This is a genomic window from Actinosynnema sp. NPDC020468, assembly GCF_040642015.1.
Lineage (GTDB): Bacteria > Actinomycetota > Actinomycetes > Mycobacteriales > Pseudonocardiaceae > Actinosynnema.
Window position 1 is genome coordinate 75,442 of sequence record NZ_JBFAEO010000027.1, and the last position, 16,075, is coordinate 91,516.

15 protein-coding genes are annotated in these 16,075 nt (G+C 72.1%); 4 read left to right on the forward strand and 11 right to left on the reverse strand.

The features are described from left to right. Positions 1-31 precede the first annotated feature (31 nt). From AB0G50_RS20475 to AB0G50_RS20490, 4 genes are all read right to left on the reverse strand, one after another. Positions 32-829 (reverse strand): hypothetical protein, encoded by a 798-nt coding sequence (locus AB0G50_RS20475; protein ID WP_360110763.1) that lies wholly within the window; start codon positions 827-829, stop codon positions 32-34. 45 nt (positions 830-874) lie between these two features. Further along, positions 875-1,783, reverse strand: coding sequence for a hypothetical protein (locus AB0G50_RS20480; RefSeq protein ID WP_360110766.1), 909 nt, complete (start codon positions 1,781-1,783; stop codon positions 875-877). Between the two features lie 214 nt (positions 1,784-1,997). Then, entirely contained in the window at positions 1,998-2,891 is an 894-nt protein-coding gene (locus AB0G50_RS20485; RefSeq protein WP_360110769.1) for a hypothetical protein, read from the reverse strand. Further along, positions 2,888-3,367, reverse strand: coding sequence for a SigE family RNA polymerase sigma factor (locus AB0G50_RS20490; RefSeq protein ID WP_360110772.1), 480 nt, complete (start codon positions 3,365-3,367; stop codon positions 2,888-2,890). Before AB0G50_RS20490 ends, AB0G50_RS20485 begins: the two co-directional genes overlap by 4 nt. 45 nt (positions 3,368-3,412) lie before the next feature. On the opposite strand from AB0G50_RS20490, the gene AB0G50_RS20495 reads away from it, so the two are divergent. Next, positions 3,413-4,195: an IclR family transcriptional regulator gene (locus AB0G50_RS20495; protein WP_360110775.1), complete on the forward strand. Its 783-nt coding sequence runs from the start codon at positions 3,413-3,415 to the stop codon at positions 4,193-4,195. On the opposite strand, the gene AB0G50_RS20500 is transcribed toward AB0G50_RS20495, so the two are convergent. The 4 genes from AB0G50_RS20500 to AB0G50_RS20515 are packed head-to-tail and all read right to left on the reverse strand — an operon-like array spanning position 4,192 to position 7,475. Further along, positions 4,192-5,076: an ABC transporter substrate-binding protein gene (locus AB0G50_RS20500; protein ID WP_360110778.1), complete on the reverse strand. Its 885-nt coding sequence runs from the start codon at positions 5,074-5,076 to the stop codon at positions 4,192-4,194. The genes AB0G50_RS20495 and AB0G50_RS20500 overlap by 4 nt on opposite strands. Continuing rightward, positions 5,073-5,792, reverse strand: coding sequence for an ABC transporter permease (locus tag AB0G50_RS20505; RefSeq protein ID WP_360110852.1), 720 nt, complete (start codon positions 5,790-5,792; stop codon positions 5,073-5,075). The genes AB0G50_RS20500 and AB0G50_RS20505 overlap by 4 nt, the downstream gene beginning before the upstream one ends. Continuing rightward, positions 5,789-6,391, reverse strand: a complete 603-nt coding sequence (locus AB0G50_RS20510) for an ABC transporter permease subunit (protein ID WP_360110855.1) — start codon at positions 6,389-6,391, stop codon at positions 5,789-5,791. Before AB0G50_RS20510 ends, AB0G50_RS20505 begins: the two co-directional genes overlap by 4 nt. Positions 6,392-6,440: 49 nt before the next feature. After that, a complete protein-coding gene (locus tag AB0G50_RS20515; protein ID WP_360110781.1) occupies positions 6,441-7,475 on the reverse strand; it encodes an ABC transporter ATP-binding protein in 1,035 nt (344 codons plus the stop codon). A gap of 102 nt (positions 7,476-7,577) precedes the next feature. Here AB0G50_RS20515 and AB0G50_RS20520 point away from each other — a divergent pair, with 102 nt between their 5' ends. Beyond that, positions 7,578-9,131, forward strand: coding sequence for a bis-aminopropyl spermidine synthase family protein (locus AB0G50_RS20520; RefSeq protein ID WP_360110783.1), 1,554 nt, complete (start codon positions 7,578-7,580; stop codon positions 9,129-9,131). A gap of 77 nt (positions 9,132-9,208) precedes the next feature. Here the strand turns inward: AB0G50_RS20520 and AB0G50_RS20525 are convergent, their stop codons facing one another. Together AB0G50_RS20525 and AB0G50_RS20530 are read right to left on the reverse strand one after the other, a co-directional pair. After that, positions 9,209-12,385 carry an EAL domain-containing protein gene (locus AB0G50_RS20525; protein ID WP_360110786.1) on the reverse strand — a complete coding sequence of 1,059 codons (3,177 nt, stop codon included), beginning with the start codon at positions 12,383-12,385 and terminating at the stop codon, positions 9,209-9,211. A 216-nt stretch (positions 12,386-12,601) separates the two neighbouring features. Further along, positions 12,602-13,783 carry an NADP-dependent malic enzyme gene (locus AB0G50_RS20530; protein WP_360110789.1) on the reverse strand — a complete coding sequence of 394 codons (1,182 nt, stop codon included), beginning with the start codon at positions 13,781-13,783 and terminating at the stop codon, positions 12,602-12,604. A gap of 305 nt (positions 13,784-14,088) precedes the next feature. Here AB0G50_RS20530 and AB0G50_RS20535 point away from each other — a divergent pair, with 305 nt between their 5' ends. After that, positions 14,089-14,682 carry a dTDP-4-dehydrorhamnose 3,5-epimerase family protein gene (locus AB0G50_RS20535; protein WP_360110792.1) on the forward strand — a complete coding sequence of 198 codons (594 nt, stop codon included), beginning with the start codon at positions 14,089-14,091 and terminating at the stop codon, positions 14,680-14,682. A gap of 33 nt (positions 14,683-14,715) precedes the next feature. Here AB0G50_RS20535 and AB0G50_RS20540 read toward each other — a convergent pair whose 3' ends face one another. Continuing rightward, positions 14,716-15,003 carry a S26 family signal peptidase gene (locus tag AB0G50_RS20540; protein ID WP_360110795.1) on the reverse strand — a complete coding sequence of 96 codons (288 nt, stop codon included), beginning with the start codon at positions 15,001-15,003 and terminating at the stop codon, positions 14,716-14,718. Between the two features lie 103 nt (positions 15,004-15,106). Between AB0G50_RS20540 and sodN the strand changes: the two genes are divergently transcribed. Then, complete coding sequence (gene sodN / locus AB0G50_RS20545) at positions 15,107-15,526, forward strand: superoxide dismutase, Ni (RefSeq protein WP_360110798.1); 420 nt, start codon at positions 15,107-15,109, stop codon at positions 15,524-15,526. The last annotated feature ends 549 nt before the right edge of the window (positions 15,527-16,075 follow it).

Genomic DNA, 16,075 nt, shown 5'->3' on the forward strand with positions numbered 1-16,075 from the left:
CGTCGATCAGCGCTCGGGCGCGGTCACGCCGTCACGGGTTGGTCCAGGACACGTCCGGGGTGGCGTCCAACACCACGTCCTCGGCGTACCCCACCAGGTTCGCCGCCGACTCCTGGTAGGCGCCCTCGACCACCAGCCACCGGCCGGGCTCCACCTCGACGTAGAGGGCACCCCAGCTCACCAGCGCCGGCAGGCCGCGGGCCGTGGTCGGCTGCGCGTTCGGGTCGGTCGGACCGTCGGTGGTCAACCGGACGCCCCGCTCCTGCCAGGAACCGTTCAGGGAGAACCTGGTGAACGACTTCCAGGTGCCGTCCTGGGCGTACACCGTCGCGTAGTTCTCGCCGTCGATCGCCAGCGGCGCGCGGAACGAGCCGCCGTCCGGCTGCGCCGAGTCCTTCACCTGCGACCAGGTCGCCTCGACGTCGAGGTCACCGGTCACCGACAGCCGCGCGAAGTGGCCCTCGTCCAGCACGAAGTTCCGCGCCCAGCCGTCGCCCGTGGTGTACTCGCCGGTCGGCGACTCCCACGAGTTCGGGTCCAGGTCCACCACGGTGAACGCGATCTGCGCGGCGGGCGACTCGCGCCGCCACACCCGCCGGACGGTGTTCCCGTAGGTCGACGCCGACCGCTGGACCTCCACGAACCCCGCCGGCAGCGAGGTCGGCGCGTAGAGGAACGGGTGCGACTGCACGGTCGTCGTCGTCGGCGTGGCCGCGGCCTGGCCGACGTTCGCCACACCCACGACGGCCACCGCCGCCGCCACCGCGGCCAGGCCCGCCGTGAGGCGACGCCCCAGGGTCGTGCGGTTCGACTTCTCGATGGTGATCACAGTGCTTCCCCCTGCTCTCGTCGTGCGAAAAACGGCTCTCGGCCGTCATTTCCCGATCCAGCCCAGGTCCGGGTTCGGGTCGATCTCGATCTCCTCGGCGAGCGCCACGAGCTCCTCGGTCGTGAGCCCCCAGGCGGCCTCGACCAGGAGCCAGCGCCCGGGCTCCAGCTCCAGGTGGATCCGGTTGTAGCTCACCGTCGCGGGCAGGCCCCGCGCCGTCGTCGGCACCGCCTCGGGCGGGAAACCGAAGTCGGTGGTGAGCCGGGCGTAGAAGCGCTCGGGGTGGCCGGGTCGGGTGTAGGTGGTCACCGAGTTCCAGGCGCCGTCGCGGCCGTACACGGCCGTGCCCTCGGAACCCGCCACGCCCGCGGGCGCCCGGAAGACCCCGTCGGAGGGCCGCACCGACTCCCGGATCCGCTTCCTGGTCGGGGTCTCGTCGGGACCCCACGCCCCGACCACGCCGACGTGCTCCGCGTCCAGCTCGAAGTACTCGGCCATCCCGTCCGGCCCGCTGTACAGGCCGGTGCGCGGGAAGTTCGGGTCCGTCGGCTTCACCACGGCGAAGGAGACCGTCGCCCCCGTCGGGTGGGTCCACAACCGCTTGACGCCCGCGCCCGGGCCGAAGGCCGACGACGACCGCTCGCTCTCCACGTACCCCTCCGGCAACCAGGTGGGCGCGTAAAGGAACGGGACCACCGGCGTGGTCGACACGCCCGGCTTCGGCGTCGTCGGCGGCACGGTCGGCACCGACGCGGTCCTCGGCCACGCCTGCACGGTGCTCTTCGGTGCCGGCGCGGACGTCGCGACCGGCGTGGTCGGCGTCGCCGTGCCGGGTCCGGCGTCCGCCGTGCCGACGACGGTGACCACCGCCGCGAGCGCGGCCAACCCCACCACCGCCCGCCGCGCCCGGCTACCGCGAGCCGCGTCGCGGGCCGGCTTCCCGATGTCGATCACAGTGCCTCCTCCCTGCTCGTGTCCTCGCGACGGCACCCGGCCGTCACCTCCCGGTCCAGCCCGGGTCCGGGTCCGGTTCGACCTCCGCGAACCCGGCCGGCGCGCACCCGAACGGCGTGGACGCCGCGGTCCTCGGTGGTGTGCACGAATTCCCCCCTTCGTTCTCGAGTGGTCCGCGCGACCCGGTCGGCGCGCGGGAAGACGTGGTGGCGCGTCAGGAGCCGAGCCAGGCCAGGTCGGGGTTCGGGTCGACCACCAACCCCTCGATCAGCTCCACCAGGCGCGCATCGGAGGCCGGCCGGGTCGTCATGATCGTCAACTGCCGGTTCGGGTCGTCGCCGACCTGCGCGGAGATGGTGCCGTCGGGGTAGCCGACCTTCGCGGGCCCGCCGCGGGCGGTGGTGTCCCGCGCCCACTGGCCGGTGTTCGCGCGCGGACCGAGCCAGAGCCGCCGGAACGCGTGCTCCTCGGGGAACCAGACGTCGAGCGACGGGTGGTCGTCCTCGAGCTCCAGGGTCGCCTTCTCCGCGCCCTCGACCGCGACCGGGAACCGGAAGGTGTCGGCGACGGGGTGGATCGAGTCGCGGACCCGCACCCGTTCCGCCTCGCCGTCGGGTCCGGTGACGATGAGCTTGCCGTAGTGACCCGCGTCCAGGCCGAAGACCTCGGCCGGGCCCTCGACGTCCGGGAAGACGCCGTCGGCCGGTTTCGGGTGCGCCGCGTCCACGGTGACCACGGTGAGCGACACCACGTAGTACTGCCGGTCCCGCCACACCCGGTTGACGCTGGTCGGCGTCACCTCCCGCTTGACCTCCTTGAAGCCCTCGGGCAGGAACGACGGCGTGAACCCCAGCGGGGTCTCCGGCACGGTGGTCGCCGCCGCGCTCGCGCTCGTGCCCGGTCCCGCGGTGTCCACGCCGCCCGACCGGACCCCCTCGACCACCGCCACCACCACGACCGCGGCCGTCACCGTCGCGAGGCCCACCGCCCAGGGCACCCTGGTCGCCCGGCGCGGCCGGTGCAGGGCCGCCAGCACCTCCCCCTCGCCCGACGCCCGGTCGGCCTGGTGCCGCAGGGTGTCGCGGATCAGGTCCTCGACGTCGTTCACAGCGCCGCCTCCTTCTGCTTGTGCTCCGCGCGCAACGTCGTCAGCGCGCGGGAGATGTGGCTGCGGACGGTCACCTCGGCGCACCCCAGCACCTCGGCGATCGCCGCGTCCTCGTAGTCCTCGAAGTACCGGAGCACGATCGCCACGCGCTGCTTGCGGGTGAGCCGGGCGATGCTGCGCGCCATGGCGTCCCGCTCGTCCACCGCCCGGGTCGGGTCCGCGGTCGAGGCGTCCTCGGCCAGTGGCGCGTGCCGGACGAATCTGCGCCGCCACGACAGGAACTCGTTGGTGACCATGCGTTTCAGGTACGCGGCCGGGTGCGCGAGGTCGCCGATGCGCTTCCAGCGCTGCTGGGCGCGCAGTAACGACTCCTGCACCAGGTCCTGGGCCAGGTGCGGATCCCCCGCCAGCGCCGTGGCGTACCGCAGCAGCGGGGTCACCTGCCCTGCCGCGAACTCCTCGAAGCTCGTCGTCATACCCCTCCAATGCGCGGAAGCCCCGATTTGTTGAGAATGTCGTGCATGGGAGTCAGCAGCGACGTGCCCGCGCTGCGGCGGGGACTGGCCGTGCTGCGACTGCTCGCCGGTCGACCGGGTCCGCTGTCCGCCGCGACGGTGGCGCGCGAACTGGGCCTGCCCCGGTCGACGACCTACCACCTGCTGGCCGAGCTGACCGAGGCCGGCTTCGCCACGCACTTCCCCGAGGAGCGCCGGTACGGCCTTGGCGTGGCGGCGTTCGAACTCGGGTCGGCGTACCTGCGCCACGACCCGCTGGAGCGGTTGGCGCGGCCGCTGCTGCGGCGGCTGGTGGACGCGGTGGACTTCACCGCCCACCTGGGCGTGCTGCACGGCGCGGAGGCGCTCTACCTGCTGCGGGAGCAGCCTCGACGGCCGGCGACGATCGTGTCCGACGTGGGCGTGCGGCTGCCGTCGCACCTGACGGCGTCGGGTCGGGCGATGCTGGCCCGGCTGCCGGACGCGCAGGTGCGGGCGCTGTTCCCGACCGCCGGCAGCTTCGTGGACCGCACCGGCCGGGGCCCGCGCAACCTGCCGGGTCTGCGCCGGCTGCTCGCGACCGAGCGGCGCCGGGGGTGGGCGGTCGAGGACGGCTACGTGACCGCGGGTTTCGCCTCGGTGGCCACGCCGGTGTTCGACCACGGCGGCCGCCCGATCGCGGCGATCACGGTCACCTTCCGGCACGTGTGCGACGACGAGTGCGGCCAGGTGTGGCCGGAACTGGCCGAGGAGACGACAAAGGCCGCCGACGCGCTCACTGAGCGCATCGGCGGCCGTCGTGAAGCCTAGATCTTCTCCTTGGTCAGGAAGTCCGCCGCCACGTTCACGGCGGTCTCCTTGTCCACGTCCACCCGCTTCACCAGTTCGGCGAGCTTGTCGGTGGTGAGCGCCTGGGAGACCTTGTTCAGCGCCGCCTTGCCCTTGTCGTCCACCGCGCCGGAACGCAGCAGCGGCACGATGTTCTGCGCCGGGTACAGCGACTTGGGGTCCTCCAGCTGCACGAAGCCGTTCGCCGCGATGTCCGACGACGTCGTGTAGAGGTTGGCGACCTGCGCGGTGCCGTTCTTCAGCGCGTCCACGGTGACCGGGCCACCGGCGTCGGTGGTCTTGATCTCCTTGAACTTCACGCCGTAGAGATCGGCGATCTTGGTCTGCCAGCGCTGCGCCCACTCGCCCGCCGCGCCGAGCACGTACTTGTCCGAACCGAGGTCCGCGATCGACTTCACGCCGCCGTCGGCGGTGGCCTTGGTGACCACCAGCACGTCCTTGTCCTCGGCCGCGGCCTTGTCCAGGACCTCCAGGCCCGACGGGGTCTTCGACTTGAGCGCCGTGTACACCTCGTCGGTCTTGGTCGTGGTGTTGCTCTTGTCGAAGTAGTTCAGCAGGTTGCCGGTGTACTCCGGGACCACGCCGAGCGACTTGTCCTGCAACGCCTTCACGACGAGCTCGCGCGCGCCGATGCCGGCCTTGACCGACACCTTCGCGCCCGCGCCGCGCAGCGCGCCGGCGTAGATCTCGGCCAGGATCTTGTTCTCGGTGAAGTCGGCCGAGCCGACCACGACCTCACCGGACGCGGTGGTCGAGTTCGCACCGCTCAGGTCCTCTTTGGACCCGCACGCGGAGGCGAAGAGCGCTGCCGCCGCGACGATGACGGCCATCGTGCGCTTCATGCCGTACTACCTCCCACTTGAACGGGCGCCACTTTCCTGCGGCGCCTCGGCTGTGCGGACAGCCGCAAACCCTTCGGCACGACGAACCTGCCGGCCAGGGCCAGCAGCAGGTCGAGCGCCACCGCGAGCAGCGCGATGAGGATCGCGCCTCCGACGAACTGCCCGTAGTCGAGCACCCGCAAACCGTCGATCAGCGGACGGCCGAGGGTCTCGATGCCCACGTACGCCGCGACCGACGCGGTCGCGACCACCTGGAGCGTGGCGTTGCGCACCCCGCCCACGAGCAGCGGCAGTGCGTTGGGCACCTCGACGCGCCACAACCGCTGCGCGCCGGTCATGCCCATGCCGCGCGCGGCGTCCACGACGCCGCGGTCGACCTCCTGCACGCCCGCGTACGCGCCGGCCAGGATGGGCGGCACCGCGAGCACGATCAACCCGATCAGCACGCCGACGGTGCCACCGCCCGCGATCAGGTAGAGGAACGTCACCAGGCCGAGCGTGGGCAGCGCGCGCAACGCGTTGCTGCCGCCCACGAGCACCAGCCCGCCGCGCCCGGTGTGCCCCACGTACAGGCCCAGCGGCACCGCGATCAGCGACGCGCCGACCACCGCGCCCAGGCAGTACAGCAGGTGGATGCCGATGCGCACCGGGATCGACTTCGGCCCGGTCCAGTTCGCCGCGTCGAGCAGCCACGCGAACGCGTCCGCGAAGATCATGCCCGCCCCGCCCTCGTCCACGGCGTCAGCAGCCGGCGCAGGCCCACCAAGAGCAGGTCCACCACCAGCGCGAGCACCAGCGTCAGCACGATGCCGATGACGATCGGCGCGAGGTAGCGCTGCCGGAACCCGTCGGTGAACAGCACGCCGAGCCCGCCGGTGCCGATCAGCGCGCCGACGCTGACCAGGCTGATGTTGCTCACCGCGCCGACCCGCACGCCCGCCGCCAGCACCGGCACGGACAGCGGCAGCTCCACCGTGAGGAACAGCCGCCACGGCCGGAAGCCCATCGCGGTCGCCGCGGCCGTCACGTGCGTCGGCACGGCGTCCAGCGCGTCCACGACCGGCCGCACCAGCAGCGCGGTGGTGTAGATCGTCAGCGCGATCACCACGTTCAGCGGGTCGAGCACCTGGGTGCCGATCACCGCCGGGATGATCGCGAACAGGGCCAGCGACGGCACCGTGTAGATCGCGTTCGCCAGCGTCACCAGGGTGCTGTTGACCTGCCGGTACCGGTGGCCGAGCAACCCGAGCACGATCGCCAGCACCACCGCGATCACCAGCGGCAGCAGCGACAGGTAGACGTGCTGGAGCAGCATGTCCAGCACCGCCGCCCGGGTGCCGGCGTCGCTCAGGTACTTGACGATGTCACCCACGGCGGCTCTCGATCACGTCGATCACCTGGTGCGCCCGCACGACGCCCGCGTACCGGCCCTCCGCGTCCACCACGACGCCGAGCCCGGACGGCGAGGACAGCGCCGCGTCCAGCGCGCCGCGCACCGGGCCGCCGACCTCGTACAGCGAGCCGCCGGGCACCTCCGCGCCGTCCGGCGCGCGCCAGCCCTGGGGCCGCCGGTCGCCGTCCACGACCAGCCGCCAGCCGTCGCCGCCCTCGTCCGCGGTGGGCTCCTTCGTGATCTCCACGCCGGTGGCGTCCACAAAGGACAGCGAGCGGTAGCCGCGGTCCTTGCCGACGAAGCTCGCCACGAAGTCGTCCGCGGGCCGGGTCAGCAGTTCCGCCGGCGGCGCGTACTGGGCCAGGATCCCGCCCTCGCGGAACACCGCGACCTTCTCGCCGATCCGCACCGCCTCGTCGATGTCGTGCGTGACGAAGACGATCGTCTTGTCCAGCTCGGCCTGCAGGCGCAGCAGCTCGTCCTGGAGGCCCTCGCGCACCACCGGGTCCACCGCGCTGAACGGCTCGTCCATCAGCAGCACCGGCGGGTCGGCGGCGAGCGCGCGCGCCACGCCGACGCGCTGCTGCTGACCGCCGGAGAGCTGGGCCGGGTAGCGCCTGCCCAGTTCGGTCGGCAGGCCGACCAGCTCCAGCAGCTCGGCCGCGCGGGAACGGGCCCTGCGCTTGTCCCAACCGGACAGCAGCGGCACCGTGGCCACGTTGTCCAGCACGGTCCGGTGCGGGAACAGCCCGGCCTGCTGGATCACGTAGCCGATGCCGCGCCGCAGCGTGGGCGGGTCGACCTTCAGCACGTCCTTCCCGTCCACCAGGACGGTGCCCGACGTGGGGTCGATCATCCGGTTCACCATGCGCAACGACGTGGTCTTGCCGCACCCGGAGGGTCCCACGAAGACCGTGATGGTGCCCGCCTCCACCGTGAGGTCCAGACCGTTCACCGCGGTGGTCCCGTCGTCGTACCGCTTGGTGACGTCGCGGAACTCGATCACCCGATGTCCTCCCTGCCGGTGTGTCAAGCGTCGAACGACACTAGCCCGTCGGGACGACCGCGGCACGGCGTTCCAGGATTCGGTCAGTAGGCTGCTCCGGTTGTGGCAACCGAACTAGTCCGCGCTCTGCTGTCCGAGCGCGGCGCGCACGCGCGCAAGCTGCGCCGGGTCCTCGCGCTGCTCGCGTCCGACTGGCACACCCTCGCCGAACTGGTGCGGCTTCCCGCGGTGCCCAGGCGCACCGTGCAGGAGCTGCTGGCGGCGGTGTCCGGCGACCTGGAGACCGACCGCGACCGGTTCCGGCTCGCGCCGAGCGCCGACTACGCGGAGTTCCTCGACTTCGCCGACCCGGTCGACCCGCTGGACGCCCTGGTGTCCCGGCACGTCGAGGACCTGCGCACCCTGCTGTCCGACATCGCCGACGTGCCGCCGCCGCTGGCCGCGCTGGACCACGTGCAGGCGACCGCCGAGACGGCGCTGAAGCGCGCGTTGTGGCTGGACACCCACTACGACCTGGCCGGCCGGACCCTGCTGTGCCTCGGCGACCACGACCTCACCTCGCTCGCGGTGTGCGCGGTGAACCCGGACGTGCGGGTGCTGGTGGTCGACGTGGACGACCGGCTGCTGGCCTACATCTCGTCCCGCGCGGACGACCGCGGCTGGCCGGTGCGCACCCTGCACGCGGACTTCCGGTTCGGCGTGCCACCGTCCGTCGTGGACACCGCCGACCTGGTGTTCAGCGACCCGCCGTACACGCCGGAGGGCATGGGCCTGTTCGCCGGCCGCGCGGTCGAGTGCCTGGGCGCCGACGGCCGGGTGCTGCTCGCGTACGGCTTCAGCGACCGCGCGCCCGCGCTGGGGCTCAAGGTGCAGCAGGAGTTGCAGCGGCTCGGCCTGGTGTTCGAGGCGATCCTGCCCGACTTCCACCGGTTCGACGGCGCGCAGGCCATCGGCAGCGCGGCCGACCTGTACGTGTGCCGGCCCACGTCCCGCCGCTCGGTCACGCCCGGCCGCACCGCGATCTACACCCACGGCCCGCAGTCGATCGAGGCGACCGGCCCGAGTTCCGAGGCCCTGGCCGCCCTGGTCGACCTCGCGCCGCGCCCGGAGTCCACGCCGCCGCCCAAACCCCGGCAGCCCGGCTGGGCCGACCCGGTCGGCAAGGGCGCCGCGTCGCTGGCCGTCGACCTGTCCGGCGACCCGGGCCCGTGGCTGCTGCGCACGCTGCTCGCCTGCTCACCGGGCCGGATGGCCGCGCTGGTGCCGAACAACCACCCGGACGTGGCGTCCGCGGCCGGCCAGCAGGGCCTGAAGTCCTTGGTGGACACCAGGTTCGCGCTGCGGTTCCTGCGGTCCACCCCGGACGGCAAGCACTGCGTCGTGGTGGCGGACCAGGTGTTGGCGGGCACCCTGGACGCCGGTGGCCTCGCCGTGCGCGAGGTCCTGATGCGCGCGCACGGCAAGCTCGGCAACGTGTGGCGCGAAGCCCTGACCGTGGCGTGCCGGATCAGCAAGCGCGAAGCCCGCGACCGCATCCCGGACCACGACGACCTGGACGAGCGCCTGATCGACCTGCCCCGCCACCGGATCGCCGAGCTGCTGCCCCTGATCCGCGAGTCCGCCCTGACCACCGAGCCCGCCCGACCCACCGGCTGACCGCACCCCGCGCCGGGCCGACTCCCCCGCGACCGGCCCGCGCGGCAGCGCACACCCGCGTGCCCGGTCCGGCCCGGTCAGCCGGCGCGCGGGATGTGCAGCGGACCCAGGGCCAGCACCGCGCGGAACTCCTTGGGCGGCACCGGTCTGCTGAACAGCCAGCCCTGGTAGGCGTCCACGCCCACCCCGCGCAGCACGTGGAACTGGGTCGCCGTCTCCACGCCCTCCGCCACGCACTTGCGGCCCATCGCGCGGGCCATGTCCACCACGGCCCGCGCGACCGCGAAGTCCGACGAGTCGTTGCCGACACCCGACACGAACCGCCGGTCCACCTTGATGATCTGCGCGGGCAGGTCCTTGAGCCGGGCCAGCGAGGAGTACCCGGTGCCGAAGTCGTCCACCGCGAACCGGATGCCGCGCGCCACCAGCTCGTCCATCGACTGGCGCACCCGCGACGGCAGGTCCACCAGCGCGGTCTCGACCAGCTCCAGCACCACCCGGTCCCACGGGATGCCGGTCTCGGCGATGGTGTTGGCAACGATGTCCACGAACTCGGGGTCGCCCGGCACCAGCCCGGCGAGGTTCACCGCGACCGACACCGGCTGCCCGTTCGGCGCGGGCCAGGTGGAGGCCTCCTTCAACGCCGTCCGCAGCACCCACCGGTCCAGCTCGCGCAGCAGGTCGCCCTGCTCGGCCACCGGCAGGAAGATGTCCGGCGGCAACAGCCCGCGGTCCGGGTGCGGCCAGCGGACCAGCGCCTCGGCGGTCTGCACCGCGCCGTCCACGCCCACCACGGGCTGGAAGTGCAGCGCCAGGCCGTCGTTGGCCAGCGCGTCCCGCAGCTGACCCTCCAGGTGCACCTGCCGGTCGGCCGACGCGATCAGCGCCGCCGACGCCAGCGACACCCGACCCGCGCCCGCCCGCTTGGCCTCGAACATGGCCGCGTCCGCGAACCGCAGCAGGTCGTTGCCGGTCGCCCGGGACCCGTTGGGCACCGCCGCGCCGATCGACGCGGACACCCGGACCAGCTGGCCGTGCACCGGCACCGCCGTCCGCAACAACCCGGCCACCTTGGTCGCCAGCGCGTCCACGCCGCCGACCTCGTCGATGTCTTCGCAGATGATCACGTACTCGTCGCCGGACAACCGCGCGGCCGTGCAGCGCTCGGGAAGCCCGCCCTCCAACCGGCGCGCCAACGCCACCAGCAGCTCGTCGCCCGCGTCGTGGCCCAGCGAGTCGTTGACCCGCTTGAAGTTGTCGATGTCGCAGAACAGCACCGCCACCCGCGCCCGGTCCGGCGACTCCAGCAGCCCGCCCAGCAGCTCCTTGACCAGCGCGCGGTTGGGCAGGCCGGTCAGCTCGTCGTGGGTCGCCTGGTGCCGCAACGCCTCGGCGGTGCGGCGGCGCTCGGTGATGTCCTGGAACACGATCAGCCAGAACCGGCGGCCGTCGTCCTGCACGGACAGCGCGATGTGCAGCTCGCAGTAGACCAGCACGCCGTCGGGCCGGATCAGGATGCGCTGCGGGATCTTGTGCGTGCGGTCGGCGCCGAGCGCGGTCATCCGCTCCACCGACCGGAGCCGGTTGGGGTTGTCCTCGGGCAGGGTCAGCTGCTCGGCGGTCATCCCGCGCAACTGCTCCAGGTCCATGCCGAGCAGGTCGCACAACGCGTCGTTCGCGTCGACCAGCCGTTCACCTTCATCGAACAGGCCGATGCCGACCGGGGTGAGCGACACCAGGTCGGCGAACCGCTGGCTGGACCGCTTCATCCGGGTTTCCGCGGCGCGCTGCTCGGTGATGTCCTGCGCCGTGCCGACGGCCAGCGGCAGCCCGTCCGGGCCCTTCACCACCACGCCGTGGCTGCGGAACACCCGCACCCGGCCGTCCGGGCGGACGATCCGGTGCTCGGCCTGCACGGGCTCGCCGTCGGTCGCCAGGTGCTGCCACAGCTCGTCCACCCACACCCGGTCGTCGTCGTGCACCAGGTCGAGGTAGGTCTGGTAGCGGGTGCGCTGCCCGCGTTCGACGCCGAACAGGTCGTGCAGCATGTCCGACCACACGACGTCGCCGGTTTGCAGGTTCCACTCCCACACGCCCAACCGGGCGGCGGCCTGGGCGTCGGCGAGCCGGCGCCGGTCCTCGCGCAGCTGGCGCTCCAGCGCGCGGGCCTCGGTGACGTCCTGGATGGTGCCGTGCAGCCGCTTCACCCGACCGCCGTCCAGCTCGGCCCGGGCCCGGCACACGTAGACCTTGTCCGCGAACGCGCTGCGCACCTCGACCTCGCTGGTCGCGCCGTCCTTCGCGTGCAGCAGCGCGCGCTTGAGGTCCTCCAGCATCGCGCGGTCGTCCGGGTGCACGCCGCACAGCAGGTCCTCGTCGGGCACCAGCTCGACCTCGGCGTACATCTCCAGCAGCACCTCGCTGCGGTGCACCATGCCGGTGCCGATCTCGTAGCTCCAGCTGCCGATGCGCGCGATCCGCTGCGCCTCCAGCAGCCGGGCGCGCTCGGTGGCCAGCTCGCGGTCGGTGCGCCACTGCTCGGTGATGTCCTGGATGTACCCGGTGATGAACTGGGTCCGCCCGTCGGAGCGCAGCTTCGCCTCGGCCACGCCGCGGATCCACCGCAGGCCCCCGTCGGGCGGCACGATCCGGTAGACGATGTCGATCGGGTTGCCGTCGAGCTCCCGGTTCGCCCAGTAGCTCGCGACCATGTCGTAGTCGTCGGGGTGCACGATGTCGAGCACGGCCTGCGCGCCCGGCACGGTCGAGGTCGGGTCCAGGCCCATCATCTCGTAGTGCGACTGGGACCAGACCGTCACGCCGGTGACCGGGTCGTACTCCCACGAGCCGATCCGCGCGACCCGCTGCACGGCCTCGAGCCGGCGCTGCTCGTCGCGCAGCTCGGCGGCCGAGCGGGCCAGGTCGGAGACGTCCACCAGCAGGACCGCCTGCAAGCCCGCGCCGGGAACCGGGTAGCGGGCCACCCGGACGGGCAGCAGCGTGCCGTCGGTCCGGTGCAGCCGCAGGTCGGTCGGGTCGCCCAGCAGCAGCTCGCCCAGCGGACGACCGACCAGGCCGCCGGCCGCGGCCTTGGCCAGCTCGACCGCGCCCGCGTTCGCCCGCATCACGACGCCCTTGTGGTCGCACAGCAGAGCAGGCCCCTCCGGCAACTCGATCCCGTCGAGTGCGACCGGGGTGTGCGGTGGCCGCGCAGGGTCGAGCACCACCGGAGCGCGTCCAACCCGCTTGGGCACGGTCCCACCTTCCGTGTCTACGGCAGGGACGAACCGGCCAGACGCTCCGGCGGCACGGCGTCCCTCTCCACGGGCTGTTCACCCAAGGAGAGGGACCGTATCGTTTCGGAGCGTCATCGCCCACCCCTCAACGGGCTAACGAAACGGCACAAGAGTGGTTTCGTCTTCCGAGGGCGAGAACGGACGCGGCCGGAGCTCTCCCAACTCCGACAGCGGTCAGGCTACTCCGTCTTCCCGTGCTGCCAAGGCCACGGCGGCGGCGACTTCGGGTCCGACCCTGGGGTCCAGGGCGCTGGGCACGATGCGGTCGGCGGCGAGGTCGTCCGAGGCGACGGCCGCGATGGCGTCGGCGGCCGCGAGCTTCATGTTCTCGGTGATCCGACGCGCGCCCACGTCCAGCGCGCCGCGGAAGATGCCCGGGAACGCGAGCACGTTGTTGATCTGGTTGGGGAAGTCGCTGCGACCCGTGGCGACGATCGCCGCGTGCCGACCCGCCACGTCCGGGTGAACCTCGGGGTCCGGGTTGGACAGCGCGAAGACGATGGAGTCCTTCGCCATGGTCGCGATCAGCTCCTCGGGCACCGTGGACGAGCTGACGCCGACGAACACGTCCGCGCCGACCAGCGCCTCGGCGATGCCGCCGCGCAGCCCGCTCCCGTTGGTGACCGCGGCCAGGTCCGCCTTCACCGGGTTCAGCCCGTCGCGACCGGCGTGCACGATGCCGCGCGAGTCGACCACGGTGACCTCGCCGATGCCCGCCGCGAGCAGGATCTTCGCGCACGCCACGCCCGCCGCGCCGGCGCCGGACACGACCACCCGCTGGTTCGCGAGGTCCTTGCCCAGCACGGTGTTCGCGCCGCGCAGCGCCGCCAGCACCACGACCGCGGTGCCGTGCTGGTCGTCGTGCATGACCGGCACGTCCAGCGCCTCGATGAGCCGCTTCTCCAACTCGAAGCAGCGCGGCGCCGAGACGTCCTCCAGGTTGACCGCGCCGAAGCTCGGCCGCAGCCGGACCAGGGTCTCCACGATCTCGTCCACGTCCGTCGTGTTCAGCACCAGCGGGATCGAGTCGAGCCCGCCGAACGCCTTGAACAGGGCCGCCTTGCCCTCCATGACGGGCAGCGACGCGCTCGGGCCGATGTCGCCCAGACCCAGCACCGCCGTGCCGTCGCTCACCACGGCGACCAGGCGGTGCGCCCACGTGTACTTCGCGGCGAGGCTCGCGTCGTCGGCGATCGCCCGGCTCACCCGAGCCACACCGGGTGTGTAGGCGATGGCCAGCGCGCGCGGGTCGGCGAGCGAGGCGGTGGCGCCGATCTCCAGCTTGCCGCCCACGTGGGCGCCGAAGATCTCTTCGTCGGTCGGTTCGGTGGTCAGCGGGTCGTTCAGAGCGGTCACGGGAGTCCCTCCTGCGGTGCGCGAGCGTTCGGCGCACCGGACCGGCGTGGTAATCGCGGATCGACGGGGCCATTACGGAAAGATTTTCGGGCTTGGACGTCGGTCGGATTACGACCACGCGGCGGCCCTGGCGGCGGTGTGCGGGTCAGTGTGGCAGTGCGAACGGCGGCTGTCTGCGGCGGGGATCACACTCTTTCCGCAGTTCAGAGGGGGTTTCACAGAACGTACGTCCGGTTTTCTGCACCGACCGGTCGGTTTACGCAGGCAGGATCGGTCAAGATCCCGGCCGTTCTAGGGTGTGCGCCATGCAGGCACGTGAGCTGAAAATTTCCGGCGCTTTCGAGTTCACCCCATCGGTGTTCCCCGACGACCGGGGGCTGTTCGTCGCGCCGTTCCAGGAGCAGGCCTTCGCGGCGGCCGTCGGGCACCCGTTGAAGGTCGCGCAGACCAACCACAGCGAGTCGCGGCGCGGCGTGGTGCGCGGGGTGCACTACGCGGACGTGCCGCCGGGGCAGGCGAAGTACGTGTACTGCCCGCGCGGGCGGCTGCTGGACGTGGTCGTCGACGTGCGCGCGGGGTCGCCGACGTTCGGCGAGTGGGACGCGGTCGTGCTGGAGCCGGGCAAGTTCAACTCGGTCTACCTGCCGGAGGGCCTCGGCCACGCGCTGATGGCGCTGGAGGACGGCACGATCACGTCGTACCTGTGCACCGAGGGCTTCAACCCGCGCGCCGAGCGCGGCCTGAACCCGTTGACGCTCGACCTGCCGTGGCCGGCGGACGTCGAGCCGGTGCTGTCGGAGAAGGACACCCTGGCCCCGTCGCTGGAGGAGGCGCTCGCGCAGGGCCTCCTGCCGTCGTACGAGGACTGCCAGACCTGGTACGCGTCCTTGAAGTCCTGAGTCGCCCCTGAGGACTCCCCTCCCGGGGAGTCCTCACAACCGCCGGGGCCGGGGCCACAACCGGAACCGCGCCACCCCGACCACCTCGGCCGCGCCCAACGTCCGAGAGTCGGTGGACCCGAACGGGTTGTCCCCCTCGACGTGCCACCCACCCGGTTCCGCCCGCACCACCCGCTTGACCGAGAGCTGCCCCGGCCGCGCCGCCCACCGCACCAGCACCACGTCGCCGGGCGCCGGGTTCCCGCGATACGAGACGATCACGAGGTCGCCCGTCCTGAGGGTCGGGACCATCGACGGCCCGACCACCCGAACCAGCGGCAACGGGTGTCCGCCAGGTCGTGCCAACGATCACCTCCACCTGCCCGCCGAGAGCCCCGGGAGTAGGGTTCGGCACGTCGGAGCATCCACTGTCAGGGAGTAAATGATGCGACTCATGTCGTACATCCGTGAACTCCGCCGCCCGCTCACGGAGGTCACCGCGCACTGCGACCTCCCGTGCGGTGTGTACGACCCGGCGCAGGCCCGGATCGAAGCGGAATCGATCAAGGCAGTGCAGGAGAAGTACCAGGCGAACGAGGACCCGGAGTTCCGCGAGCGCGCCGTCCTGATCAAGGAACAGCGCAGCGAACTCGTCAAGCACCACCTGTGGGTCCTCTGGACCGACTACTTCAAGCCGCCCCACTTCGAGAAGTACCCGGACCTCCACGACCTCTTCAACCGCGCCACCAAGGCCGCGGGCGCCTCCGGCACGAAGGGCTCGATGGACCCGGCGAAGGGCCAGGAACTGCTCGACCTGATCGCCCAGATCGACAAGATCTTCTGGGAGACCAAGGCCGCGGCCTGACCTTCTTCTCCACCGCGACGCCGGCCAGACGGACACCACTCCGCCCGGCCGGCGTCGTTCTTCGTTCTCCGCCGTGACCCAAGGCTGTCCCATGATCTCCGGACGGGCAGATCAGCCCACTGTGGACGGCGGCAGCGGTCAGGCCTGACCAACACCGTGCCCGACACACGTGAGACCGATCCGCGCGTGGTCAGCACTAGGCGGCGACAACTCGGGAGGCGAGGCCCGGTATGTCCACCTGCGGCCTGGCCGAACCGCCGAACACTCACGACGTTGCGACCAATGCCAGGGGAAGCGTTGTCATCCAGGCCGGATGCGACGTGCACGCGTGGCGCGTCGTGGTCCTGCCGGTAGCCCCGCGAAACCCACCTAGATCCGCAGCGGCACATCGGCCGATCGACAGTCGGCGGACGACGATGCGACTTGGGAATCAGGCGGGGCTCCCCACCACAACCACGCATCTCACGGGTGCCTGGCCCACTCGCACCAAACTGAACCAGCTCACCGACACTCCGCCGTACACGTTCACTGTTCGGCGTTTCGACACCG